This window comes from Limnobaculum zhutongyuii, from assembly GCF_004295645.1.
Taxonomy (GTDB): domain Bacteria; phylum Pseudomonadota; class Gammaproteobacteria; order Enterobacterales; family Enterobacteriaceae; genus Limnobaculum; species Limnobaculum zhutongyuii.
This window is the reverse complement of sequence record NZ_CP034752.1, coordinates 1,550,100-1,567,256: the sequence shown is the minus strand read 5'-3', so window position 1 is coordinate 1,567,256 and position 17,157 is coordinate 1,550,100. Positions and strand designations below refer to the sequence as shown.

The 17,157-nt window shown below is 38.9% G+C and carries 18 protein-coding genes and 3 tRNA genes; 7 read left to right on the top strand and 14 right to left on the bottom strand.

Annotated elements, in window-relative coordinates:
* The first annotated feature begins 20 nt into the window (after window positions 1–20).
* Window positions 21–1,391 (top strand): adenylosuccinate lyase, encoded by a 1,371-nt coding sequence (purB, locus tag EKN56_RS06815; protein WP_130591081.1) that lies wholly within the window; start codon window positions 21–23, stop codon window positions 1,389–1,391.
* Between the two features lie 71 nt (window positions 1,392–1,462).
* Here purB and pepT read toward each other — a convergent pair whose 3' ends face one another.
* Window positions 1,463–2,704, bottom strand: a complete 1,242-nt coding sequence (gene pepT, locus EKN56_RS06810) for a peptidase T (protein ID WP_130591080.1) — start codon at window positions 2,702–2,704, stop codon at window positions 1,463–1,465.
* A 406-nt stretch (window positions 2,705–3,110) separates the two neighbouring features.
* Between pepT and EKN56_RS06805 the strand changes: the two genes are divergently transcribed.
* Entirely contained in the window at window positions 3,111–3,773 is a 663-nt protein-coding gene (locus tag EKN56_RS06805) for a DedA family protein (protein WP_130591079.1), read from the top strand.
* Window positions 3,774–3,828: 55 nt separating this feature from the next.
* Here the strand turns inward: EKN56_RS06805 and EKN56_RS06800 are convergent, their stop codons facing one another.
* Window positions 3,829–4,059 carry a hypothetical protein gene (locus EKN56_RS06800; RefSeq protein WP_130591078.1) on the bottom strand — a complete coding sequence of 77 codons (231 nt, stop codon included), beginning with the start codon at window positions 4,057–4,059 and terminating at the stop codon, window positions 3,829–3,831.
* 160 nt (window positions 4,060–4,219) lie between these two features.
* Here EKN56_RS06800 and EKN56_RS06795 point away from each other — a divergent pair, with 160 nt between their 5' ends.
* Entirely contained in the window at window positions 4,220–4,444 is a 225-nt protein-coding gene (locus tag EKN56_RS06795; protein WP_130591077.1) for a hypothetical protein, read from the top strand.
* Between the two features lie 120 nt (window positions 4,445–4,564).
* Here EKN56_RS06795 and EKN56_RS06790 read toward each other — a convergent pair.
* From EKN56_RS06790 to uvrY, 6 genes are all read right to left on the bottom strand, one after another.
* Window positions 4,565–4,651, bottom strand: a tRNA-Leu gene (locus tag EKN56_RS06790).
* A gap of 11 nt (window positions 4,652–4,662) precedes the next feature.
* Window positions 4,663–4,736, bottom strand: a tRNA-Cys gene (locus EKN56_RS06785).
* Between the two features lie 25 nt (window positions 4,737–4,761).
* Window positions 4,762–4,837 (bottom strand) — tRNA-Gly (locus tag EKN56_RS06780).
* A gap of 156 nt (window positions 4,838–4,993) precedes the next feature.
* Complete coding sequence (gene pgsA, locus EKN56_RS06775; protein WP_130591076.1) at window positions 4,994–5,548, bottom strand: CDP-diacylglycerol--glycerol-3-phosphate 3-phosphatidyltransferase; 555 nt, start codon at window positions 5,546–5,548, stop codon at window positions 4,994–4,996.
* 68 nt (window positions 5,549–5,616) lie between these two features.
* Window positions 5,617–7,449, bottom strand: a complete 1,833-nt coding sequence (gene uvrC / locus EKN56_RS06770; RefSeq protein WP_130591075.1) for an excinuclease ABC subunit UvrC — start codon at window positions 7,447–7,449, stop codon at window positions 5,617–5,619.
* Window positions 7,442–8,098: a UvrY/SirA/GacA family response regulator transcription factor gene (uvrY, locus tag EKN56_RS06765; protein ID WP_130591074.1), complete on the bottom strand. Its 657-nt coding sequence runs from the start codon at window positions 8,096–8,098 to the stop codon at window positions 7,442–7,444. Before uvrY ends, uvrC begins: the two co-directional genes overlap by 8 nt.
* Window positions 8,099–8,729: 631 nt before the next feature.
* Between uvrY and EKN56_RS06760 the strand changes: the two genes are divergently transcribed.
* Window positions 8,730–9,008: a monooxygenase gene (locus tag EKN56_RS06760; protein WP_407656549.1), complete on the top strand. Its 279-nt coding sequence runs from the start codon at window positions 8,730–8,732 to the stop codon at window positions 9,006–9,008.
* A gap of 56 nt (window positions 9,009–9,064) precedes the next feature.
* Here the strand turns inward: EKN56_RS06760 and EKN56_RS06755 are convergent, their stop codons facing one another.
* From EKN56_RS06755 to tusE, 3 genes are all read right to left on the bottom strand, one after another.
* Window positions 9,065–9,727 (bottom strand): phage N-6-adenine-methyltransferase, encoded by a 663-nt coding sequence (locus tag EKN56_RS06755; protein ID WP_130591073.1) that lies wholly within the window; start codon window positions 9,725–9,727, stop codon window positions 9,065–9,067.
* Between the two features lie 1,205 nt (window positions 9,728–10,932).
* On the bottom strand, window positions 10,933–11,250 hold the full coding sequence (gene hspQ, locus EKN56_RS06750; protein WP_130591072.1) for a heat shock protein HspQ: 318 nt from the start codon (window positions 11,248–11,250) through the stop codon (window positions 10,933–10,935).
* A 118-nt stretch (window positions 11,251–11,368) separates the two neighbouring features.
* Window positions 11,369–11,698, bottom strand: coding sequence for a sulfurtransferase TusE (tusE, locus tag EKN56_RS06745; protein ID WP_130591071.1), 330 nt, complete (start codon window positions 11,696–11,698; stop codon window positions 11,369–11,371).
* A 146-nt stretch (window positions 11,699–11,844) separates the two neighbouring features.
* On the opposite strand from tusE, the gene EKN56_RS06740 reads away from it, so the two are divergent.
* Entirely contained in the window at window positions 11,845–12,651 is an 807-nt protein-coding gene (locus EKN56_RS06740; RefSeq protein WP_130591070.1) for a sulfite exporter TauE/SafE family protein, read from the top strand.
* Window positions 12,652–12,796: 145 nt separating this feature from the next.
* On the opposite strand, the gene EKN56_RS06735 is transcribed toward EKN56_RS06740, so the two are convergent.
* On the bottom strand, window positions 12,797–12,991 hold the full coding sequence (locus EKN56_RS06735; RefSeq protein WP_130591069.1) for a hypothetical protein: 195 nt from the start codon (window positions 12,989–12,991) through the stop codon (window positions 12,797–12,799).
* A gap of 392 nt (window positions 12,992–13,383) precedes the next feature.
* Here EKN56_RS06735 and EKN56_RS06730 point away from each other — a divergent pair, with 392 nt between their 5' ends.
* Window positions 13,384–13,656, top strand: coding sequence for a YdgH/BhsA/McbA family protein (locus EKN56_RS06730; RefSeq protein ID WP_130591068.1), 273 nt, complete (start codon window positions 13,384–13,386; stop codon window positions 13,654–13,656).
* 114 nt (window positions 13,657–13,770) lie between these two features.
* On the opposite strand, the gene zinT is transcribed toward EKN56_RS06730, so the two are convergent.
* Complete coding sequence (gene zinT, locus EKN56_RS06725) at window positions 13,771–14,430, bottom strand: metal-binding protein ZinT (RefSeq protein WP_130591067.1); 660 nt, start codon at window positions 14,428–14,430, stop codon at window positions 13,771–13,773.
* Between the two features lie 248 nt (window positions 14,431–14,678).
* A complete protein-coding gene (locus tag EKN56_RS06720) occupies window positions 14,679–15,143 on the bottom strand; it encodes a hypothetical protein (protein ID WP_130591066.1) in 465 nt (154 codons plus the stop codon).
* Window positions 15,144–16,286: 1,143 nt separating this feature from the next.
* On the opposite strand from EKN56_RS06720, the gene EKN56_RS06715 reads away from it, so the two are divergent.
* Window positions 16,287–16,658, top strand: a complete 372-nt coding sequence (locus EKN56_RS06715; protein WP_130591065.1) for a zinc-ribbon domain-containing protein — start codon at window positions 16,287–16,289, stop codon at window positions 16,656–16,658.
* Window positions 16,659–17,157 lie beyond the last annotated feature (499 nt).

Sequence of the window (17,157 nt, the reverse complement as noted above, 5' to 3'; positions counted from 1 at the left end):
AGACTTCAGGAGTCTTACTGATGGAATTATCTTCACTGACCGCCGTATCCCCTATTGATGGACGTTACGGAGATAAAGTCAGTTCATTACGCTCAATCTTCAGCGAGTTCGGCTTGCTTAAATTCCGCGTTACAGTGGAAGTTCGCTGGCTACAAAAATTAGCGGATTGTGCACAAATCAAAGAAGTTCCTGCTTTTAGCAAAGAAGCAAACGATTACCTTGATAAAATTGTCGCTGACTTCAATGAATCTGATGCCCTGAGAATTAAAACTATTGAGCGAACCACCAATCACGACGTTAAAGCCGTGGAGTATTTCCTCAAAGAAAAAGTGGCCGCTATTCCTGAATTACAGGCAATTTCAGAATTTATACACTTCGCCTGTACTTCTGAAGATATTAATAACCTTTCCCACGCCCTGATGCTATCTACCGCCCGCCAAACTGTGCTGTTACCAACCTGGCGTGAAATAATTGATTCAATAAAGCATCTGGCGGCACAATACCGGAATATCCCCCTGCTTTCTCGTACCCATGGACAACCGGCTACACCAAGTACCATTGGTAAAGAGTTTGCAAACGTTGCTTATCGTATGGAGCGTCAATATAAGCAACTGAGTCAGGTTGAAGTTTTGGGTAAAATTAATGGTGCCGTAGGTAATTACAATGCCCATATGGTGGCCTATCCTGAGGTTAACTGGCACCAGTTTAGCGAGAGTTTTGTTACTTCGTTAGGTATCACATGGAATCCTTACACCACACAAATTGAACCACACGACTATATTGCCGAACTGTTTGATTGTGTAGCCCGATTCAACACCATCCTGCTGGATTTTGACCGTGATATCTGGGGTTATATTGCTTTGAATCATTTCAAACAAAAAACCATTGCCGGTGAGATTGGTTCTTCAACCATGCCGCATAAAGTAAACCCTATCGACTTTGAAAACTCCGAAGGTAATTTAGGCTTAGCTAATGCCGTACTGGGACATCTGGCAGCAAAACTGCCGGTATCTCGTTGGCAGCGTGACCTGACTGATTCTACTGTACTGCGTAATTTGGGTGTTGGTATTGGTTATGCCATGATCGCTTATCAATCCACCATGAAAGGCATCAGCAAGCTGGAAGTTAATGAAAGTAACCTTCAGAATGAACTGGACCATAACTGGGAAGTTCTGGCTGAGCCAATTCAAACCGTAATGCGTCGTTATGGTATTGAGAAACCTTATGAGAAACTGAAAGAGTTAACCCGCGGTAAACGCGTTACCGCTGAAGATATGCAAGTCTTTATTGATAAACTGGAATTGCCAGAAGATGAAAAAATACGTCTGAAGGCTATGACACCTGCAAACTATATTGGCTATGCAGTAAATATGGTTGATGAACTGAAATAATTTAGACTTTAATACTTTCAATACAGGGCGCTAAAACAGCGCCCTGATTGTTTTGCCCTACCGATTAATTATCACGGTTTAAAACGTTGTTCTGTCAGCTTCACAATTTCTACCAAGACATCACTGGCTGCCCGAAGTGATTTAACCGGCAAATATTCATAAATAGAATGAAAGTTATGCGCCCCGGTAAATACATTAGGACAAGGCAAACCATTTTGCGACAAGGCTGCGCCATCGTATCCACCACGCATAGGTGTCACTTTAGGCTCAATATTCAAATTACGGTAAGCTTGTGTGGCGATATCAATAGGATAGGCTGACTCCCCCTGCAAGCTGTTAAACACATTGGCATACCGATCGGAAAGAGTACATTTCACGCTTCCCTCTCCCCAAAGTGCTGCGCAACTTTCTGAAAGGTTTTTCAGGAATTGCATTCGTTGTTGATAGCCCTGTTCAGTAAAATCCCGAACATCCATATTCAATACGGTCTTAGCACTGTTTCCCTGCAGTTGCTTAACCCAATAATACCCTTCCCGGCCTTCGGTATATTCTGGTGCTTCGCCGCCTGGTAACATGGAGATAAATTTATGAGCCATCAGCAGTGAATTTTTTAGCTTTCCTTTTGCCGACATGGGATGAGCAGATTGGCCGGTAAATACAATCACGGCATCACCCGCATTCCAGTTCTCGTACACCAGTTCACCAATGCCGCAACAATCCAACGTGTAGGCAAAATCAGCACCAAAAGTTTTAACATCAAACACCTTGGAGCCTCGCAGACCTTGTTCCTCATCAGGAACCAGTCCTACTTTTACTGGACCATGTTTAATCTCTGGGTGCTGCACTAAATACTGGATCATATTAACAATCGAGGCGATAGCTGCTTTATCATCCGCACCTAACAGGCTGGTTCCATCGGTTACAATAATCTCATCACCAATGTAATCCTTCAGCTCAGAAAACTCACTTTGACGTAAATAGATGTTCTGTTGTTTATTCAGGCAAAGGTCTCCACCGGAATAAGGCAATATTTGTGCATGTGTATCCGTTGTTTGCTCTGCGCTGGTATCCAGATGCCCGAAGAAAGCGACTGCCGGAAGTGGATAGTTAACATTGGCAGGAAGCGTCGCTGTTAGTATTGCTCTCTCACTCACCTGTACATCCTGTAGGCCAAGTGCCCTCAACTCTTCCCCAACCTGATTAGCTAAAACTCGCTGGCCTTCAGACGAAGGCATAATACCAGCAGCCCCATTCTCTCTATTAGTTGTTGTATTAATTTTGGTATAGGAAATAAAACGCTCAACAATATCCACTCTATTCACCTTTTATTTTTTAAGTTGTTTTACTTACGGTATCACAAGGGGAATTTTTGTTGAATTCATTTCAATTCGACATAAATCATTATTTATCAATTAATTGACGAAACAAACTCATATAGATGTCATAATGTTATAAAAATGGTTCTGCATATATAATAATTATCTTTCAGGTAAAAATAATATTTTCAAACTATCATATAAGCGTGTTCCTTATTCATACAAGAGCTCAAAAATAACAATATCATTATATATTTCAATGCTGATTAACGCGGTTAACTGTATAGTTAACGCTGATGATGTTAGACTTATCTTCATAAGCCAGTTTTTGGCATTCATTTCATCTTTACCGCATTAACTCTGTCTGAAACAGTCTCTGCTAATGTCATGCATAGGAAAGAAAATGGGTTCGATAACAGATTTATTCCAGGCACTCCTGCACCAGGACTTTAAAACATTAGCTAATCCGGAATTTCTTTGGGCCATTTATGGCATCTTATTTTTGATAATCTTTCTGGAAAATGGTCTATTACCTGCTGCATTCTTACCCGGTGATAGCCTGTTATTACTGGCTGGTGCTTTAGTTGCCCAAGGCTCGCTGCATTTTCTTCTCACGGTTTTGGTTCTTTCTACTGCTGCAGCTATGGGGTGCTGGTTTAGTTACCTTCAGGGGCGATGGTTAGGCAAAACGAAAACGGTTCAGGGGTGGATGTCGAAGATACCTGCTCACTATCACCAACGGGCGCATCAGCTATTTCATCGCCATGGTTTCTTTGCTCTGCTTATTGGTCGTTTTTTGGCATTCGTGCGCACCTTATTACCAACGATTGCGGGTCTTTCTGCCCTTGATGCAAAACGCTTTCAAATTTTTAACTGGTTAAGTGCTGTGCTATGGGTAACTGTTGTTACCAGCCTTGGCTATCTCATCAGCCTGACGCCATTGTATAAGCACCATGAAGCGGCCGTTATGAATGGGTTGATGATTCTACCTGTCGCCCTGTTGGTCATCGGGCTGATTGGTTCTTTAATTGTGGTATTAAAGAAAAAGTCTGAAAAGAAGAAATAATTAACATTCCAGCTATCAGATATCACAGTTCGTCATGTAATATCTGAAATATTTGTTAGTCACAAAGTGCATCCATTGCTATCTTGCATCGGGAAAGGAAAACGGTAATAGCCTCATCATAATTCAACTCTTTAAACAAAATAGCACGTTCAAATAGCTGCTCACCCGACTCACCATCCCAACGCCACTGTATCTTTACTGTGTTCTTTATCGGGTCTATTTCTATAGTCACTAAAGCGTTTGGGCAGCTTTGTTGAGCATGAAGGATAAAATCCGTAAGTTCCATAAGAGTTCCTGAACAATATTGATTACGACTTGTATAACAGTCTTTATATTAATTGGCATAAGCTCAAAAAGTTACAGCTCAAATGGTAACATCCTGCTGCTTTTTCAATGCTATAGTTCCAACAAATTAATACTGTTATTTTTAGGAACACGTTAATTCTATGAGTATTGAAACACTTAAATTTATGCAGGATGAGCGCCAAAGGCTTATCGGTAAATCCGTATGTCGCCTCAATACCCTTGGGGAAGATATCTCCCGTGAGAACATCATCAAGACACTGGAGGATTTAATTAGTGAAACAGATGACACCTCACAGCAACGAGTTATTCAAGATACCATCACCGCTTTTATCGCCACTAATGGAAAGTTTACCTTAGCACGCTGAAACCAAATCGGGACAATAGCGAACAAACTCAGATACAGCAATGCTTAAACTTCAGACATAAAAAAACCACCTCACAGGTGGTTTTAACTAACTCAAAATTCTGATTTTATCAATATCAAATGGTGCCCGGGGCGAGACTTGAACTCGCACGGCGTTGCCGCCGAGGGATTTTAAATCCCTTGTGTCTACCGATTCCACCACCCGGGCATACTTGATATTGGAGGCGCGTCCCGGAGTCGAACCGAGGTAGGCGGATTTGCAATCCGCAGCATGGCCACTCTGCCAACGCGCCGTAATATTCCAGATGAATATTAATTTGGAGCGGGAAACGAGACTCGAACTCGCGACCCCGACCTTGGCAAGGTCGTGCTCTACCAACTGAGCTATTCCCGCGCCTAAAGCATTATATCAGAACTTACTGATTTAGCTGCTTATCCCAATCATGGCTGCTGCCGTAATTGGATGCTGTGCATTCTACTTACCTGACGAGGTGAGTCAATAGAATTATTACAACATTTGGTTCGTTTGCTGCTTTTTCCGGCGTATCGACTATGGTTCCAGCAAATCAGCCTTTGAGGCTTTCAAATATTGGAACATCGACCAGAATGTTAAGATCGTGGCAATATATAACAAAATAAAACCAAAAATCTCAACCATCGGGTTAGGCCGCCACAACAATATGACTAAAGCCAGCATCTGAGCGGAGGTTTTCACTTTACCTACCCATGAAACCGCAACGCTGCTTCGTTTACCGATTTCGGCCATCCACTCTCTCAACGCAGAAATAATAATTTCACGCGCTATCATGGTCGCTGCAGGTAGTGATATCCACCAAACGTGATAATACTCAGAAACTAACACTAAGGCTGTCGCAACCATTACCTTGTCAGCGACCGGATCGAGAAAAGCACCAAAGCGTGTAGTTTGCTTCCAGCGTCGAGCCAGAAAGCCATCAAACCAGTCAGTCACCGCAGCAACGACAAAAATGATGGCACAGACCATTGGAGCCCACTGATATTGCGCCGGTAAATAGAACGCCACAACAAAGAATGGAATCAAAATGATACGAAAAAGTGTAAGCAGAGTCGGTATATTAAATTGCATAGTGCTCTGGTGCTCTATTGCTGTTCAGTATAAAAGGGAAGGCGTATGCCTATGTTGCTACATACTCTTCAGGGTTTCAATGCATTGTGTATCTTTTCTGCTAAAGATTGCGATATTCCAGGTATTTTTGCGATCTCTTCGACGGTAGCATTCAATAATGGTTGCAAGCCTCCCATATATTTTAGCAATGCCTGACGACGTTTGGGCCCCACGCCTTCAATATGTTCTAATGCGCTGGTATTTCTTACTTTTGCCCGCCGCTGGCGATGCCCGGATATGGCATGGTCGTGCGAATCGTCACGAATATGTTGAATGACATGCAATGCCGGTGAATCTGGAGGTAAAGAAAATCCTTCGCCTTCAGCAGCCAGAAATAGCGTTTCCAACCCCGCTTTACGATCGCTGCCTTTAGCAATACCAACCAATAATGGCCTGGTTTTATCCCAATCAACATCCAACTGATTAAAAACATCGATGGCTTGCCCCAATTGCCCTTTTCCACCATCAATAAAAATCACATCTGGAATTTTCTCATCCGTTAGCGCTTTTCCATATCGCCGCTTTAGTACTTGTGACATTGCCGCATAATCATCACCGGGTGTTATACCGGTGATATTGTAACGTCGATATTCAGAGCGCAATGGACCATTGCTATCAAATACTACGCAGGAGGCAACGGTCTCTTCCCCCATAGTATGGCTGATATCAAAACATTCCATCCGGCTAATTTTAGTTAGTTTCAGCACTTCAGTTAGCGATGCAAGACGCTGATGGATTGTTGATTGCTGTGATAATTTCGTTTTAAGTGCAATTTGCGCATTAGTTCTTGCCAGTTTTAGATAACGAGCCCGATCCCCTCTGGGATTGCTTTGTATCTGAATTTTTCGCCCGGCAACTTCTGATAATGTCTCTTCCAGTGCGTTCTTATCCGGTAAAGTGAAGTCCAGTAAAATCTCACCGGGTAACGATCTTGACTGACTCCCCTGCAAATAGAATTGACCAACGAAAGTCTGAACAACTTCGTCCAGCTCAGTTCCTTTAGGAATTTTAGGATAATAACTCCGGCTGCCAAGCACTTTGCCCTGTCGCAAGAACAATACATGCATACAGGCCAGGCCAGCCTCATAAGAGACGCCAATGACATCCAAATCATCACTATCACCAGAAACAAATTGTTTTTCAGTGACTCGTCGAATGGCCTGAATTTGATCGCGGATGCGGGCTGCCTCTTCAAAATTGAGTGACAAACTTGCCTGCTCCATATTGGCTATCAGTTGATTCAGTACTTGTTGGTCTTTACCTTCCAAAAACAATCGAACGTAGTTGACCTGCTTCTGATATTCCTCATCACTGACCAACCCAGCAACACAAGGCCCTAAACAGCGGCCAATTTGATATTGCAGACAGGGGCGCGAACGATTGCGATAAACGCTATCTTCACACTGACGAACAGGAAAAAGTTTCTGTAGCAACGCTAAGGTTTCACGCACCGCTCCCGAATTAGGGAATGGTCCAAAGTACTCGCCTTTGGCATGTTTCGCTCCCCGATGCATTTTTAAGCGAGGATGCTTATCTGAACTAAGAAAAATTAACGGGTAAGACTTATCATCACGCAGCAAAACGTTATAGCGAGGTTGGTATAACTTAATATAATTATGTTCGAGTAATAACGCTTCTGTTTCAGTATGGGTAACCGTAACGTCAATATTAGCGATACTCTTAACTAAGGCCTCTGTCTTTCGACTACTTACGTTTTGGCGAAAATAACTGGACAGACGCTTTTTAAGATCTTTTGCCTTTCCTACATAAATAACAACGCCAGAAGTATCGTACATACGATAAACTCCTGGCTCATTGGTTACATATTTTAAAAATGCTTTACTATCAAAACTGTCAGTCACTATTTAACAATTTCTCTGATGTCACAATACCATGACGGATAGCAAGATGCGTTAACTCCACATCACCACTAATATTCAGCTTGCTAAACATTCTGTAACGATAGCTGTTGACCGTTTTAGGGCTGAGATTGAGTGTTTCCGCAATCTCATTAACTTTCAATCCCTTAGTAATCATCAGCATAATTTGCAGTTCACGTTCAGATAAACTGGATAATAGCGTATCCGCCTCCGGCTCTAACTGACTTAATGCCATTTGTCGGGCAATATCCGCACCGATATAGCGCTGCCCGGATGCAATCGCTCGAATAGCATTAATCACTTCCTGGGGTGCAGAACCTTTGCTTAAATAGCCAGAAGCACCCGCCTGCATAACTTTTGCCGGCAGTGGGTTTTCAGTATGGATAGTCAGCATAATGACTTTAATATCTGGTGAGTAGCGCAAAATCTTACGCGTAGCCTCCAGGCCACCAATGCCCGGCATATTCATATCCATTAAGACGATATCTACGCTATTGGAACGACACCACTTTACAGCATCCTCGCCGGTTTGTGCTTCGCCAACAACTTTTATCCCTTTGACATCTTCCAGAATGCGTCGGATCCCTACGCGCACCAATTCGTGGTCATCAACAAGAAGAACGCTTATCAACAGAAAGTCTCCAAACAAGAAAGGTAAAGTGATGCTTTTTATTTATTACGCAATAGTTCATAAAAAACACTCAACCAACTGATAGTACAGGATGAAACACCATTTCAAAATCAAAATATATTCAACCTGCCAACAAATCCATCCTTCAAAGGTAACTTAGGTTTACATATCCTCACTGCAAACTCAACGAAAAGATTTACTACCATACTGCCATTTTTATGATTATATCAATAATATAGCTGTTCGTCTGTAATGATAATCTAATCAACTAAAGACAGCCACAAAGCTTATATAATGGAATAAGAAGGCAACATTAATAAATGCTATTTGGTTATAATTCATCCGTGAATGTCTCAAAGAGTTACAAAGTCAGTCAACATAACTCTCCCCCATAAAAAGACAATCATATCGTTTAGTACTGTCTACAAATCAAAACCGTTGTGTTATTAACTTCTCAAATAAAAATGACATTGATAAATCATTATTTTTTGTGTCTACTTGTTGCTGTAACTTTGTAGTTAAATTGTTAATTGTGAAGAAATCATATTTGATGTGATTCCCTTCTCACCATTGTAGACAACTTTATTTTCAGGAGGTCATGATGACCGTATTACTTCAAGTGGATTTCAGTATGCCTGCAGAAATGTTAGGTGATAATTTATCCAAGAGCGCCGTTTCTCTGGCTGAAAGTATCAATAATGAACCTGGTTTTATTTCAAAAATCTGGACTGAAAACCTACAAACGGAAGAAGCCGGTGGAATTTATTTGTTCACTGACCGCGAATCAGCTGAACGCTATTGGGAAATGCACCAAAAGCGCATCGCTTCTTTTGGTGTTAAAAGCGCAAATTGTAAAATTTTTGATATTAACCTCCCACTCACTAAAATTACCCACGGCCAGGTTGAATAGCTATCATATGTGACATAAGTCCCTCCTAAAATAGGCTTATGTCACATATGTCCTGATCAGGCAGCTACAACAATACGTGATGCTTCATCTTTCATCCTCGTCATGATCGTATTTCCTCTGGTAAGAAGATCATCGCGGTGAACATAACTTAATTGTGGCCCTGTCCATGTTTTATCAAAAATCAGTATTGCCACACCAAATGAAGCCGTTGTAACTTCTTGTCGCTTATCTGCCGGAATGAACCATTTGGGCATATCAAATGAAATTCGTCCTCGAATAAAAGCGATATGATCGGCTTTATCGCCCGGCCACCATTCTTCTGCAGTCGCCACCTTAACTAAATAGACATAACGTCCACCCAGTTCTCGTTGTTTAATGGTATGGCTCATAATATGCGACATACCTGTAATGTAATGGCCTCTGTGCTGTTTAGCTCTCGAATATGGGGGATTGGCGAATGCCGCACCATTAAGCTTGGATAATTGGTCAGCCCAGTTTTTTGTCAACGCATTATCTGCTGCAGTGTAATAGTTTAAACATTTGTTGTTTTCACCATCGCTAAACAAATCCAGAACCAATGGCCCGAATAAACTATCAATCCCCCAAAACAACGCATCTGGAGTACACCATTGATCACCAATATCTTTCAGCTGATGATTAGATTTTGAACGTAATGTGTTAACTTGCTTCAAATACTCTGCTCTTGAAAAATCAACCATATATCCACTCTTAAGCTTAATAATTTTCAAATGGAAATAACAACGCCACAAAAGTATTCATGATTAAAAAATACTCAACAATAGGTATATGATAAATATTTTTGTGAGATGTCATCAAAATAAAAGCCAGGATGATGGCTTGCATATAAATATAAAGTTTATATTTATATTTATATTTATATTTATATTTATATTTATATTTATATTTATATTTTCAAATAAAAAATAAAATAATTCATGAGAAATTGTATCAGACCAACACTTTTCATTATCAAATCATATAAATACACGACAAAATAGATAGAAAACCAATTAAAAACAATATGATAACAAACAATAACCAGTATATATTATTTTTAAAAATATAAATATATATTGATTAATAATTAAGTAACACGCCAATTAGATACATTAACTAAATAATAACAACTTATAACAGAGATTTTATAATTTAATTCTAATCATATATAAAAATATAAAAAAAATGATATTCATTCTATTTATAACCGTAACCCTCACTTTTTTAATCAACACTTTGATTGGTAAAAACATCGAATAAAACGAACTTAGCATCTCATAATCATGTAATTATATTGATTGATTTAATTTTTTTGACTAAAAACTCACAACACAAATGAATATTGTTAATTATGTAACAAAATATTTTAATGGATACATGGGAGTAAAATTTTTTATCATCATGATTGCCGTTAATTTTAAGAGATCTACTCTTTAGTTGGAGTAGAAAAATTAATCTAATACATGTGATAAATTTTAAAAAAAATAAAAGATCAATCAGGCCTCTAATTTGGATTTTTATATCGAATAAAATTATAAAATCAAAATAAAAAACTAAAAAAAGTAATTCAGATCAAATTGATTTGAGACTTGCATCTCTTAAATAACGCATAGCAATAATTATCATCAGCTAAAAAACTAGTGATTTTACCAGCTTGTTTTATAGGACAATTCTCAGTGATAATTACCCCAGCGTTTTATCAGTTACAAATTTACTATTTTTGGTTTGCCGTGAAACCGACTCCACACACTTTTTGGGTTTCACGGCTATTTTTTTGCCCTGATTCTGCATAATCTGACCTACAGCAAACACCCATACTGCTTTTTCATTCAAAAACAAATCACATCATTTTCAGGCAATAAAAAAACCACTCTGTGACAAACAGAATGGTTTTTCAGTACCAAAATCAATTTCTCAAGCGAGGTGCTTGCAGTTGATCTCTGATCGATGCAGCCAACTCATCAAGAGAAGGTTGCTCAGGGTGTGTTTCTGCATCCTCTCCGGCAAGTTGTATCTCTGCAAGGTAGGTATGGATAGGCTGCCCCTCTTCATCTTCCATAACAACGTGATACCAGGGGGCGTTTCTCAAGTTATCATCAGCAGCAACTTCATCAGAAGCTGGCTGCTCCAGGGAGTACTCGGCATCAATATCAATTATTACGCCAAGGTTACCCAGTAACTTATGTCTGACTTGCTGACCAATAGAAAATTTACTGGTAATCATTGTAGCCTCCTCGTATTCAGGTCCTGCCTTTTCCTTAAATATGGGGGGAACTAGTCATATTTCAAGTTAAATTGTGCTATTGGAACAATTTCAACGCTAAATCCACTTAACTTTACATTCAAATGCACTTAACTGGTTTAGGTAAACCTGCGATTTTGGTGGCCTGTTTTGCGGGACCTTTCACAAAAAGGCGATAAAGATAGCGGCTATTCCCCTTTTCTTCACCATACTTTTGAGTCATTGCTTTAACTAACATTCGAATAGCTGGAGAAGTATTAAATTCCTGATAGAAGTCTCTTACAAAATGGATCACTTCCCAATGCTCTGCGGTTAACTCAATATTTTCTTGCCGGGCCAGAATAACTGCCATTGATTCACTCCAGTCATTACTGTTAAGCAGATACCCTTGCGCATCGGTCTCTATCATGCGTCCTTCAAACTCGAACATACAACCTCAGCATTGTTATTGATGAAGATATTGATTTTTGATTATTGTAACGTAAAAACTCTATACTCAGAACCTATGCTCTGGCTGATGACGGAGTTAGTATTGGTTAACCTGTGGTTTATTAAAATTTCAATCAAGGAAATTCAATGGCTATTGAATGGATATTAGCGTACTTATTACTGGGCGCTGTGGTGGGTTTTATGGCTGGTCTGCTGGGAATTGGTGGTGGCGGTATAATGGTGCCAATATTAACAACCATTTTTGCTGCACAAGGAATTCCTCAAGAACATCTGGTCCATCTAGCCCTGGGCACATCAATGGCCTCTATTGTGATAACCGCATTTTCAAGTTTAAGAGCACATAATCGTCATCAGGCTGTTTTATGGCCAGTAGTTTGGAAAATTACCCCTGCAATACTGATTGGTACTTTATCGGCAACCTGGTTAGCTGCATTATTACCTACGAAGGCATTGGGAATATTCTTCTCCTGCTTTATGGCGTATGTCGCTTTACAGATGATCTTAAACATCAAGCCCAAACCCAGCCGTCAATTACCGGGTACCGCTGGCATATCTATTGCCGGGCTCTCTATCGGTGGTATATCCGCTCTGGTTGCCATTGGTGGCGGTTCGCTTACCGTCTCCTTCCTGACCTGGTGCAATGTTCGTATACAACATGCTATAGGAACATCTGCGGCGGTTGGTATGCCTATCGCTCTGGCTGGTAGTATTGGTTATATGATTAATGGCTGGAACACATCAAATACGCCTGATTACAGCGTTGGGTATGTCTATTTTCCTGCCGTCATTCTTATTTCAGCCTTGAGCTATTTTACTGCACCTATTGGTGCTCGCCTGGCTCACAAAATGCCGGTTGCCACGCTTAAAAAGGTTTTTGCCTGCTTATTGATATTGTTAAGCCTGAAAATGCTACAAACGATCTTTTTTGGTTAATCGCTATAATCGGCTTAAATGAAGAAGGGTTAGTCCTGGACTAACCCTTTTACGAATTCTTTGGCATCCAAAATGCTGAATGCTGTTATATCAGGATAATAAACCGTTTCTAAAACAGCTAATTCCCTGCTACGTGGTTAAAAAATCAAGACTCGCTTTGTGCCAGAAACTCCAGCGCTGATGTAGCAATCCTGCCTTTTTCAGAATCTGCGGAATCTTTGTGTATAACCCGTAACAACCTCTCCGTTATTGAATCTTTGCTTACCGGAACCTTTTTTTCACATAGCTTAACGACCGTTTCACCGATGATTTTCTGTATAGCATCCATTTTTTGAGACATAAGCCACCTGTGTATAAGTTGGTTGAATTTTCATTAAGCTATAAATAATTTAAATATTCAAGGGATTATTATTTTATCTTTTAACTGACAATAAATTTTTAACATTCTGAAAATTATCTAATAATCCCTGATAAAAAATGAAAAACTTAATAAAATTAACTTTCTTTTATACCATTCATTAATGTTTTAATAACAAAAACGAATAAACAAAAATAATAATTAATTACAATGAGTTATAGGTAAGGAAAGGTAAAGTACTATGTTTTTATCGCAATATACTGATATTTATTAGAAATCTGTTAGCGACTATTCTTTGACAAATCGATGCGTTGTTAAATAATTATAACGTTATTGTAATTATCCTTAACTTAATTCTCTATCGAGGCATCATCATGAAAGTATTTAACGCTCTGATAATTACCCTTGCCGCAAGTTTTTTCTCTCTTAGCGCATTCGCTGCAACAGAGATAACGCAAGAACAGGCAAAAGCTAATAATTACGAAAAAATTGGTGTAGTGGATGTCACTAAAAAAGTAACTCAGTCACCTACTGATATCAGCGAAGCATTATCAAAACTGGCAGATGAGAAAGGTGGCAAGTATTTTGTCATTATTGCAGAGGGTGGGAATAATGAAGTTCACGCCTCTGCGGATGTGTATAAATAATCGTTTCCTGTCGACCCAAGAGAAATACCATTTCATGGTATTTCTCTTGATATGTAATTCTCATATTCCATCAGAAGATCGTTACTCAAACTGGAACAGCAAGACCTGAAAGATTTAGTGATGCAGCATCTCGTGAACAATTTGCTCTTTAGTCATTGAGTACGGGTAGTAAGTAGGCCAATTTTCCATTTCCTGTAACAGTTTTTCATGAGACTCATTCCCCATATAAATATGAAAGTGAGATGATTTATGAGGCTCAATAATATGGTCGCTAAACTGAATATATTGAGGTGCATTTGAGCCGCTATCCTGACAATTAAACAGATAGCGCACCCCTTTCTTTCCTGATGCGTAATGCAGAATCTTAAAACCAGAGTAAGTGTATTTACATGAATCTATTTTATTACCCGAATGAAACTCAACAACACCATTCTCGATTCCTATCATATTAGTGTCAGTGGCATAGCCCTTTTTATAGTAGTCCCTATATTCCTCAACGCTTTTACTTTTATCTTTCTTTGCTTTCTCAATCAATACCGGGTCTAAATCACCATTCAGTAAATAGGAATTCAATGATTCCCATACACCATCCCAGTCACTAAGCATTCTGTCTTTAACCTCTTTCTCATCAAAAATACCATTACTTGCCTGAAGCGCTTTTTCAGATTGTTCATGACTATGACTATGCGAGCTATGAGCAAATGTTTGAAAAATGATAAGTGAAAAACAGGCACTTAATACCAGAGTGGGTAAGGTGTAATGCTTTCTTTTCATTGAAATGTCCTGATTAATTTATGAATTAAGATATGTTATAACATAACAATTATTAATTTAAAATTGTTTCTGAAAGATTCTTGATAAGGTAATAAATGGTATCAGGTCGGACATTATCGAATGATATTGCTCTGAAGGTAGTCATAATGAATGGTTTACAACACTGTAGTTTGCTGTTCTTTTGTGGAGATATGCATTTTCCTCTTTATACTGTATGCCAGCAGAAACAGGTTTTAACTATTTTATATCTAATGGCTTCTCTGGCAGTTATCGACACGTTTATATTTGGATAATCTCTCAATATCTCCATCAGGTAAAGAACGACTGATATCGCCATCGGTCACATATTTATATTCATTATCAGATACATAGATATACTCTATTGTTTCAATAATAATATCGTCTGTCTTGTGGTGGTATTCACCTTTAATTTTAAATTCATACTTATGTTTTCCCGGTTTTTTATCAACACTCACCAGAAAATCATTATCTCTCTTAAAATATGATATGGTTCTTGTTGTACCGATTCTGTCTGTATCGATTATAGGATCGTTAAACTTATCGCCATTAAAATATGTTTGTTGAGCATCGACCACTTCACATTTCCATTCACCACCAACAAGCATGTCTTCTGTGACTTGTTTATCATCGCCGCATCCGGATAAAAACAATGCTGAAATAATTAAAATCTTCGTATATGCGATCCCTTTCATTTGTCCTCCTTTAAACATAACAGCCAAAACAGAACTAAAACTTATCAGTTTCGTTTGATTCTAGTACCAATAACGAACTGTTACTTAAGCAAGTTCTCCTCACTTCTTCATGTATTTATCCCAGCTTATCATTCCGATAGGACATCTACACCAGCAATAAGACGATTAAGGTCTTTTGATGAAAAGGCAACATAACGCGCCGCCCTGAAAGGGGTTGAATTAGATAAATGTGAGAACACAAATCATGGTTAACTTATTGTTTGATACAATCGAATACCAGAAATAAAAAGCCCCGCAATTGCAGGGCTCTGTTAGATTATTGACCTTATCGGTAACACAAATTTTCTTCGAACTCCCCGCCAGCTTTGCCACGTATCGCTAAGTTGCGTGCTGACTTGCCAATTATGGCCATCGAAGATAATTGGACCACCTCCCTATGGGGTTGAACAATCTTCTTACCGCACTGCCGCTTATCACCTTGTCGGGTTGATTCTGTTTGTGATTTCTTAGGCTTTATATATACATAATAGTTGATTATTAAATTTTGCAAGGTGTTAGTCAGTAAAAAATTTGGTTAACCGGTAATATGTCGATGGATAAATTCTTATCCATTGGACTTCGTATAGCATCAACAATACCTGTTCACGCAAACCAGAAGTCTGCTCAACTATGAAAAATAGTACCCGGTTTAATACTAAACGATTTATCGTAGCCAAAATAGTTTAGCACTAGCGTGATTACTCCGTGTCGGAAGCTTACAGTTCTTAGCTACGACTGAAGATGGCTCAGGATGCAAATGAGGTACGATCCTTGGTGCTTCACTGTGCATAGTCGTGATATCAATCACCGCCATAATAACACCTGAATTTGAGCATAAAAAAGCCCCACTTTAAAAAGCGAGACTCAGCATCTTTTCGTCATCTAACCCTTTAATGGGACTGTTAAGCCTCTATCTGTGTTTATATGAATTTAACAAGTTAAATCGCTGGTCTTTTAATGTTATTACTATATAAATTGAGATTATTTTATGAAACTTAGTATTTTTGAAAATGGTATGGATTCATCAGTAAAAGGTTTTAATTTCTAACGAGTTCTTTTAAAGTTGATAAAGCAGATGCTTTCTATTAATTAGGGTGACTAACCATGCCTAACTTTTGTACCCAATGTGGCTCAACAATTACTGATAGTGTGAAGTTTTGTGGTCAATGCGGCGTCGCAGTCACTGTAGTAGATGCAGCACATTCAATGCAACCCGATAGTCCAAAAGACAAAGTACCTGCTATTGGTGGATGGCTTTTGGTTATGTGCGCTAGTTTAGTATTACCAGTATTAGTTTCTTCATTATACTCTTTATATTCAAATAATTACCAATTTGGAGTAAGTACAATAACTGATCTTGCTGGCTTTGTACTCTTAGCGATGCTAATAGCAAAAAAACCAAGGCGATTTATTTTGCTAAATTATATTTTAGTATATGTATTTTTCTCTACTCAATCTCTTTCATTATTCTTATAACAGTAATACCCCTTGATGATATACAATTATGGCAACTTATCATTATTACCGGTTTTTTATTGGATATAGTTTCTCCCATTGTTTGGCTTTTATATATAAGTAAATCAAAGCGAGTAAAATTAACATTTCCTGAAGCTTTTAAATAATACCCTTTCGAGGCTTTTTTATTTAAGTAAATATCTCAATCCAATGAGTTACTTAGTTAAGGAAAATTCATGGGATACTCATGGTTTCTTGACGGAGATTCCCCCAAGAAGATAAAGCCCCTAAATAGGGACCCAGTCTTTCGTATCTTAAACTAGTTGAAACATGCATATTATCTATGGAGTACTGAACAACACATCATCTTTTGATTACATAATAATCTCTGGCATGTTCAACAAGATGACTTACCTTTACTCCGGCCAGACCTGTACTCACACTGTCTTTAGGTTTCTTTTCAACCCGGATACTCGTAAATATACCAGCTTCATCCTGGCCCGAATCACCCAATAATGAA

Bases quoted from the DNA above. Each gene is read 5' to 3' on its own strand.
- purB (WP_130591081.1), top strand. From the start codon at position 21: ATGGAATTATCTTCACTGACCGCCGTATCCCCTATTGATGGACGTTAC.
- EKN56_RS06805 (WP_130591079.1), top strand. From the start codon at position 3,111: ATGGGTTCGATAACAGATTTATTCCAGGCACTCCTGCACCAGGACTTT.
- EKN56_RS06800 (WP_130591078.1), bottom strand. From the start codon at position 4,059: ATGGAACTTACGGATTTTATCCTTCATGCTCAACAAAGCTGCCCAAAC.
- EKN56_RS06795 (WP_130591077.1), top strand. From the start codon at position 4,220: ATGAGTATTGAAACACTTAAATTTATGCAGGATGAGCGCCAAAGGCTT.
- pgsA (WP_130591076.1), bottom strand. From the start codon at position 5,548: ATGCAATTTAATATACCGACTCTGCTTACACTTTTTCGTATCATTTTG.
- EKN56_RS06760 (WP_407656549.1), top strand. From the start codon at position 8,730: ATGCCTGCAGAAATGTTAGGTGATAATTTATCCAAGAGCGCCGTTTCT.
- EKN56_RS06755 (WP_130591073.1), bottom strand. From the start codon at position 9,727: ATGGTTGATTTTTCAAGAGCAGAGTATTTGAAGCAAGTTAACACATTA.
- hspQ (WP_130591072.1), bottom strand. From the start codon at position 11,250: ATGATTACCAGTAAATTTTCTATTGGTCAGCAAGTCAGACATAAGTTA.
- tusE (WP_130591071.1), bottom strand. From the start codon at position 11,698: ATGTTCGAGTTTGAAGGACGCATGATAGAGACCGATGCGCAAGGGTAT.
- EKN56_RS06740 (WP_130591070.1), top strand. From the start codon at position 11,845: ATGGCTATTGAATGGATATTAGCGTACTTATTACTGGGCGCTGTGGTG.
- EKN56_RS06735 (WP_130591069.1), bottom strand. From the start codon at position 12,991: ATGTCTCAAAAAATGGATGCTATACAGAAAATCATCGGTGAAACGGTC.
- EKN56_RS06730 (WP_130591068.1), top strand. From the start codon at position 13,384: ATGAAAGTATTTAACGCTCTGATAATTACCCTTGCCGCAAGTTTTTTC.
- zinT (WP_130591067.1), bottom strand. From the start codon at position 14,430: ATGAAAAGAAAGCATTACACCTTACCCACTCTGGTATTAAGTGCCTGT.
- EKN56_RS06720 (WP_130591066.1), bottom strand. From the start codon at position 15,143: ATGAAAGGGATCGCATATACGAAGATTTTAATTATTTCAGCATTGTTT.
- EKN56_RS06715 (WP_130591065.1), top strand. From the start codon at position 16,287: ATGCCTAACTTTTGTACCCAATGTGGCTCAACAATTACTGATAGTGTG.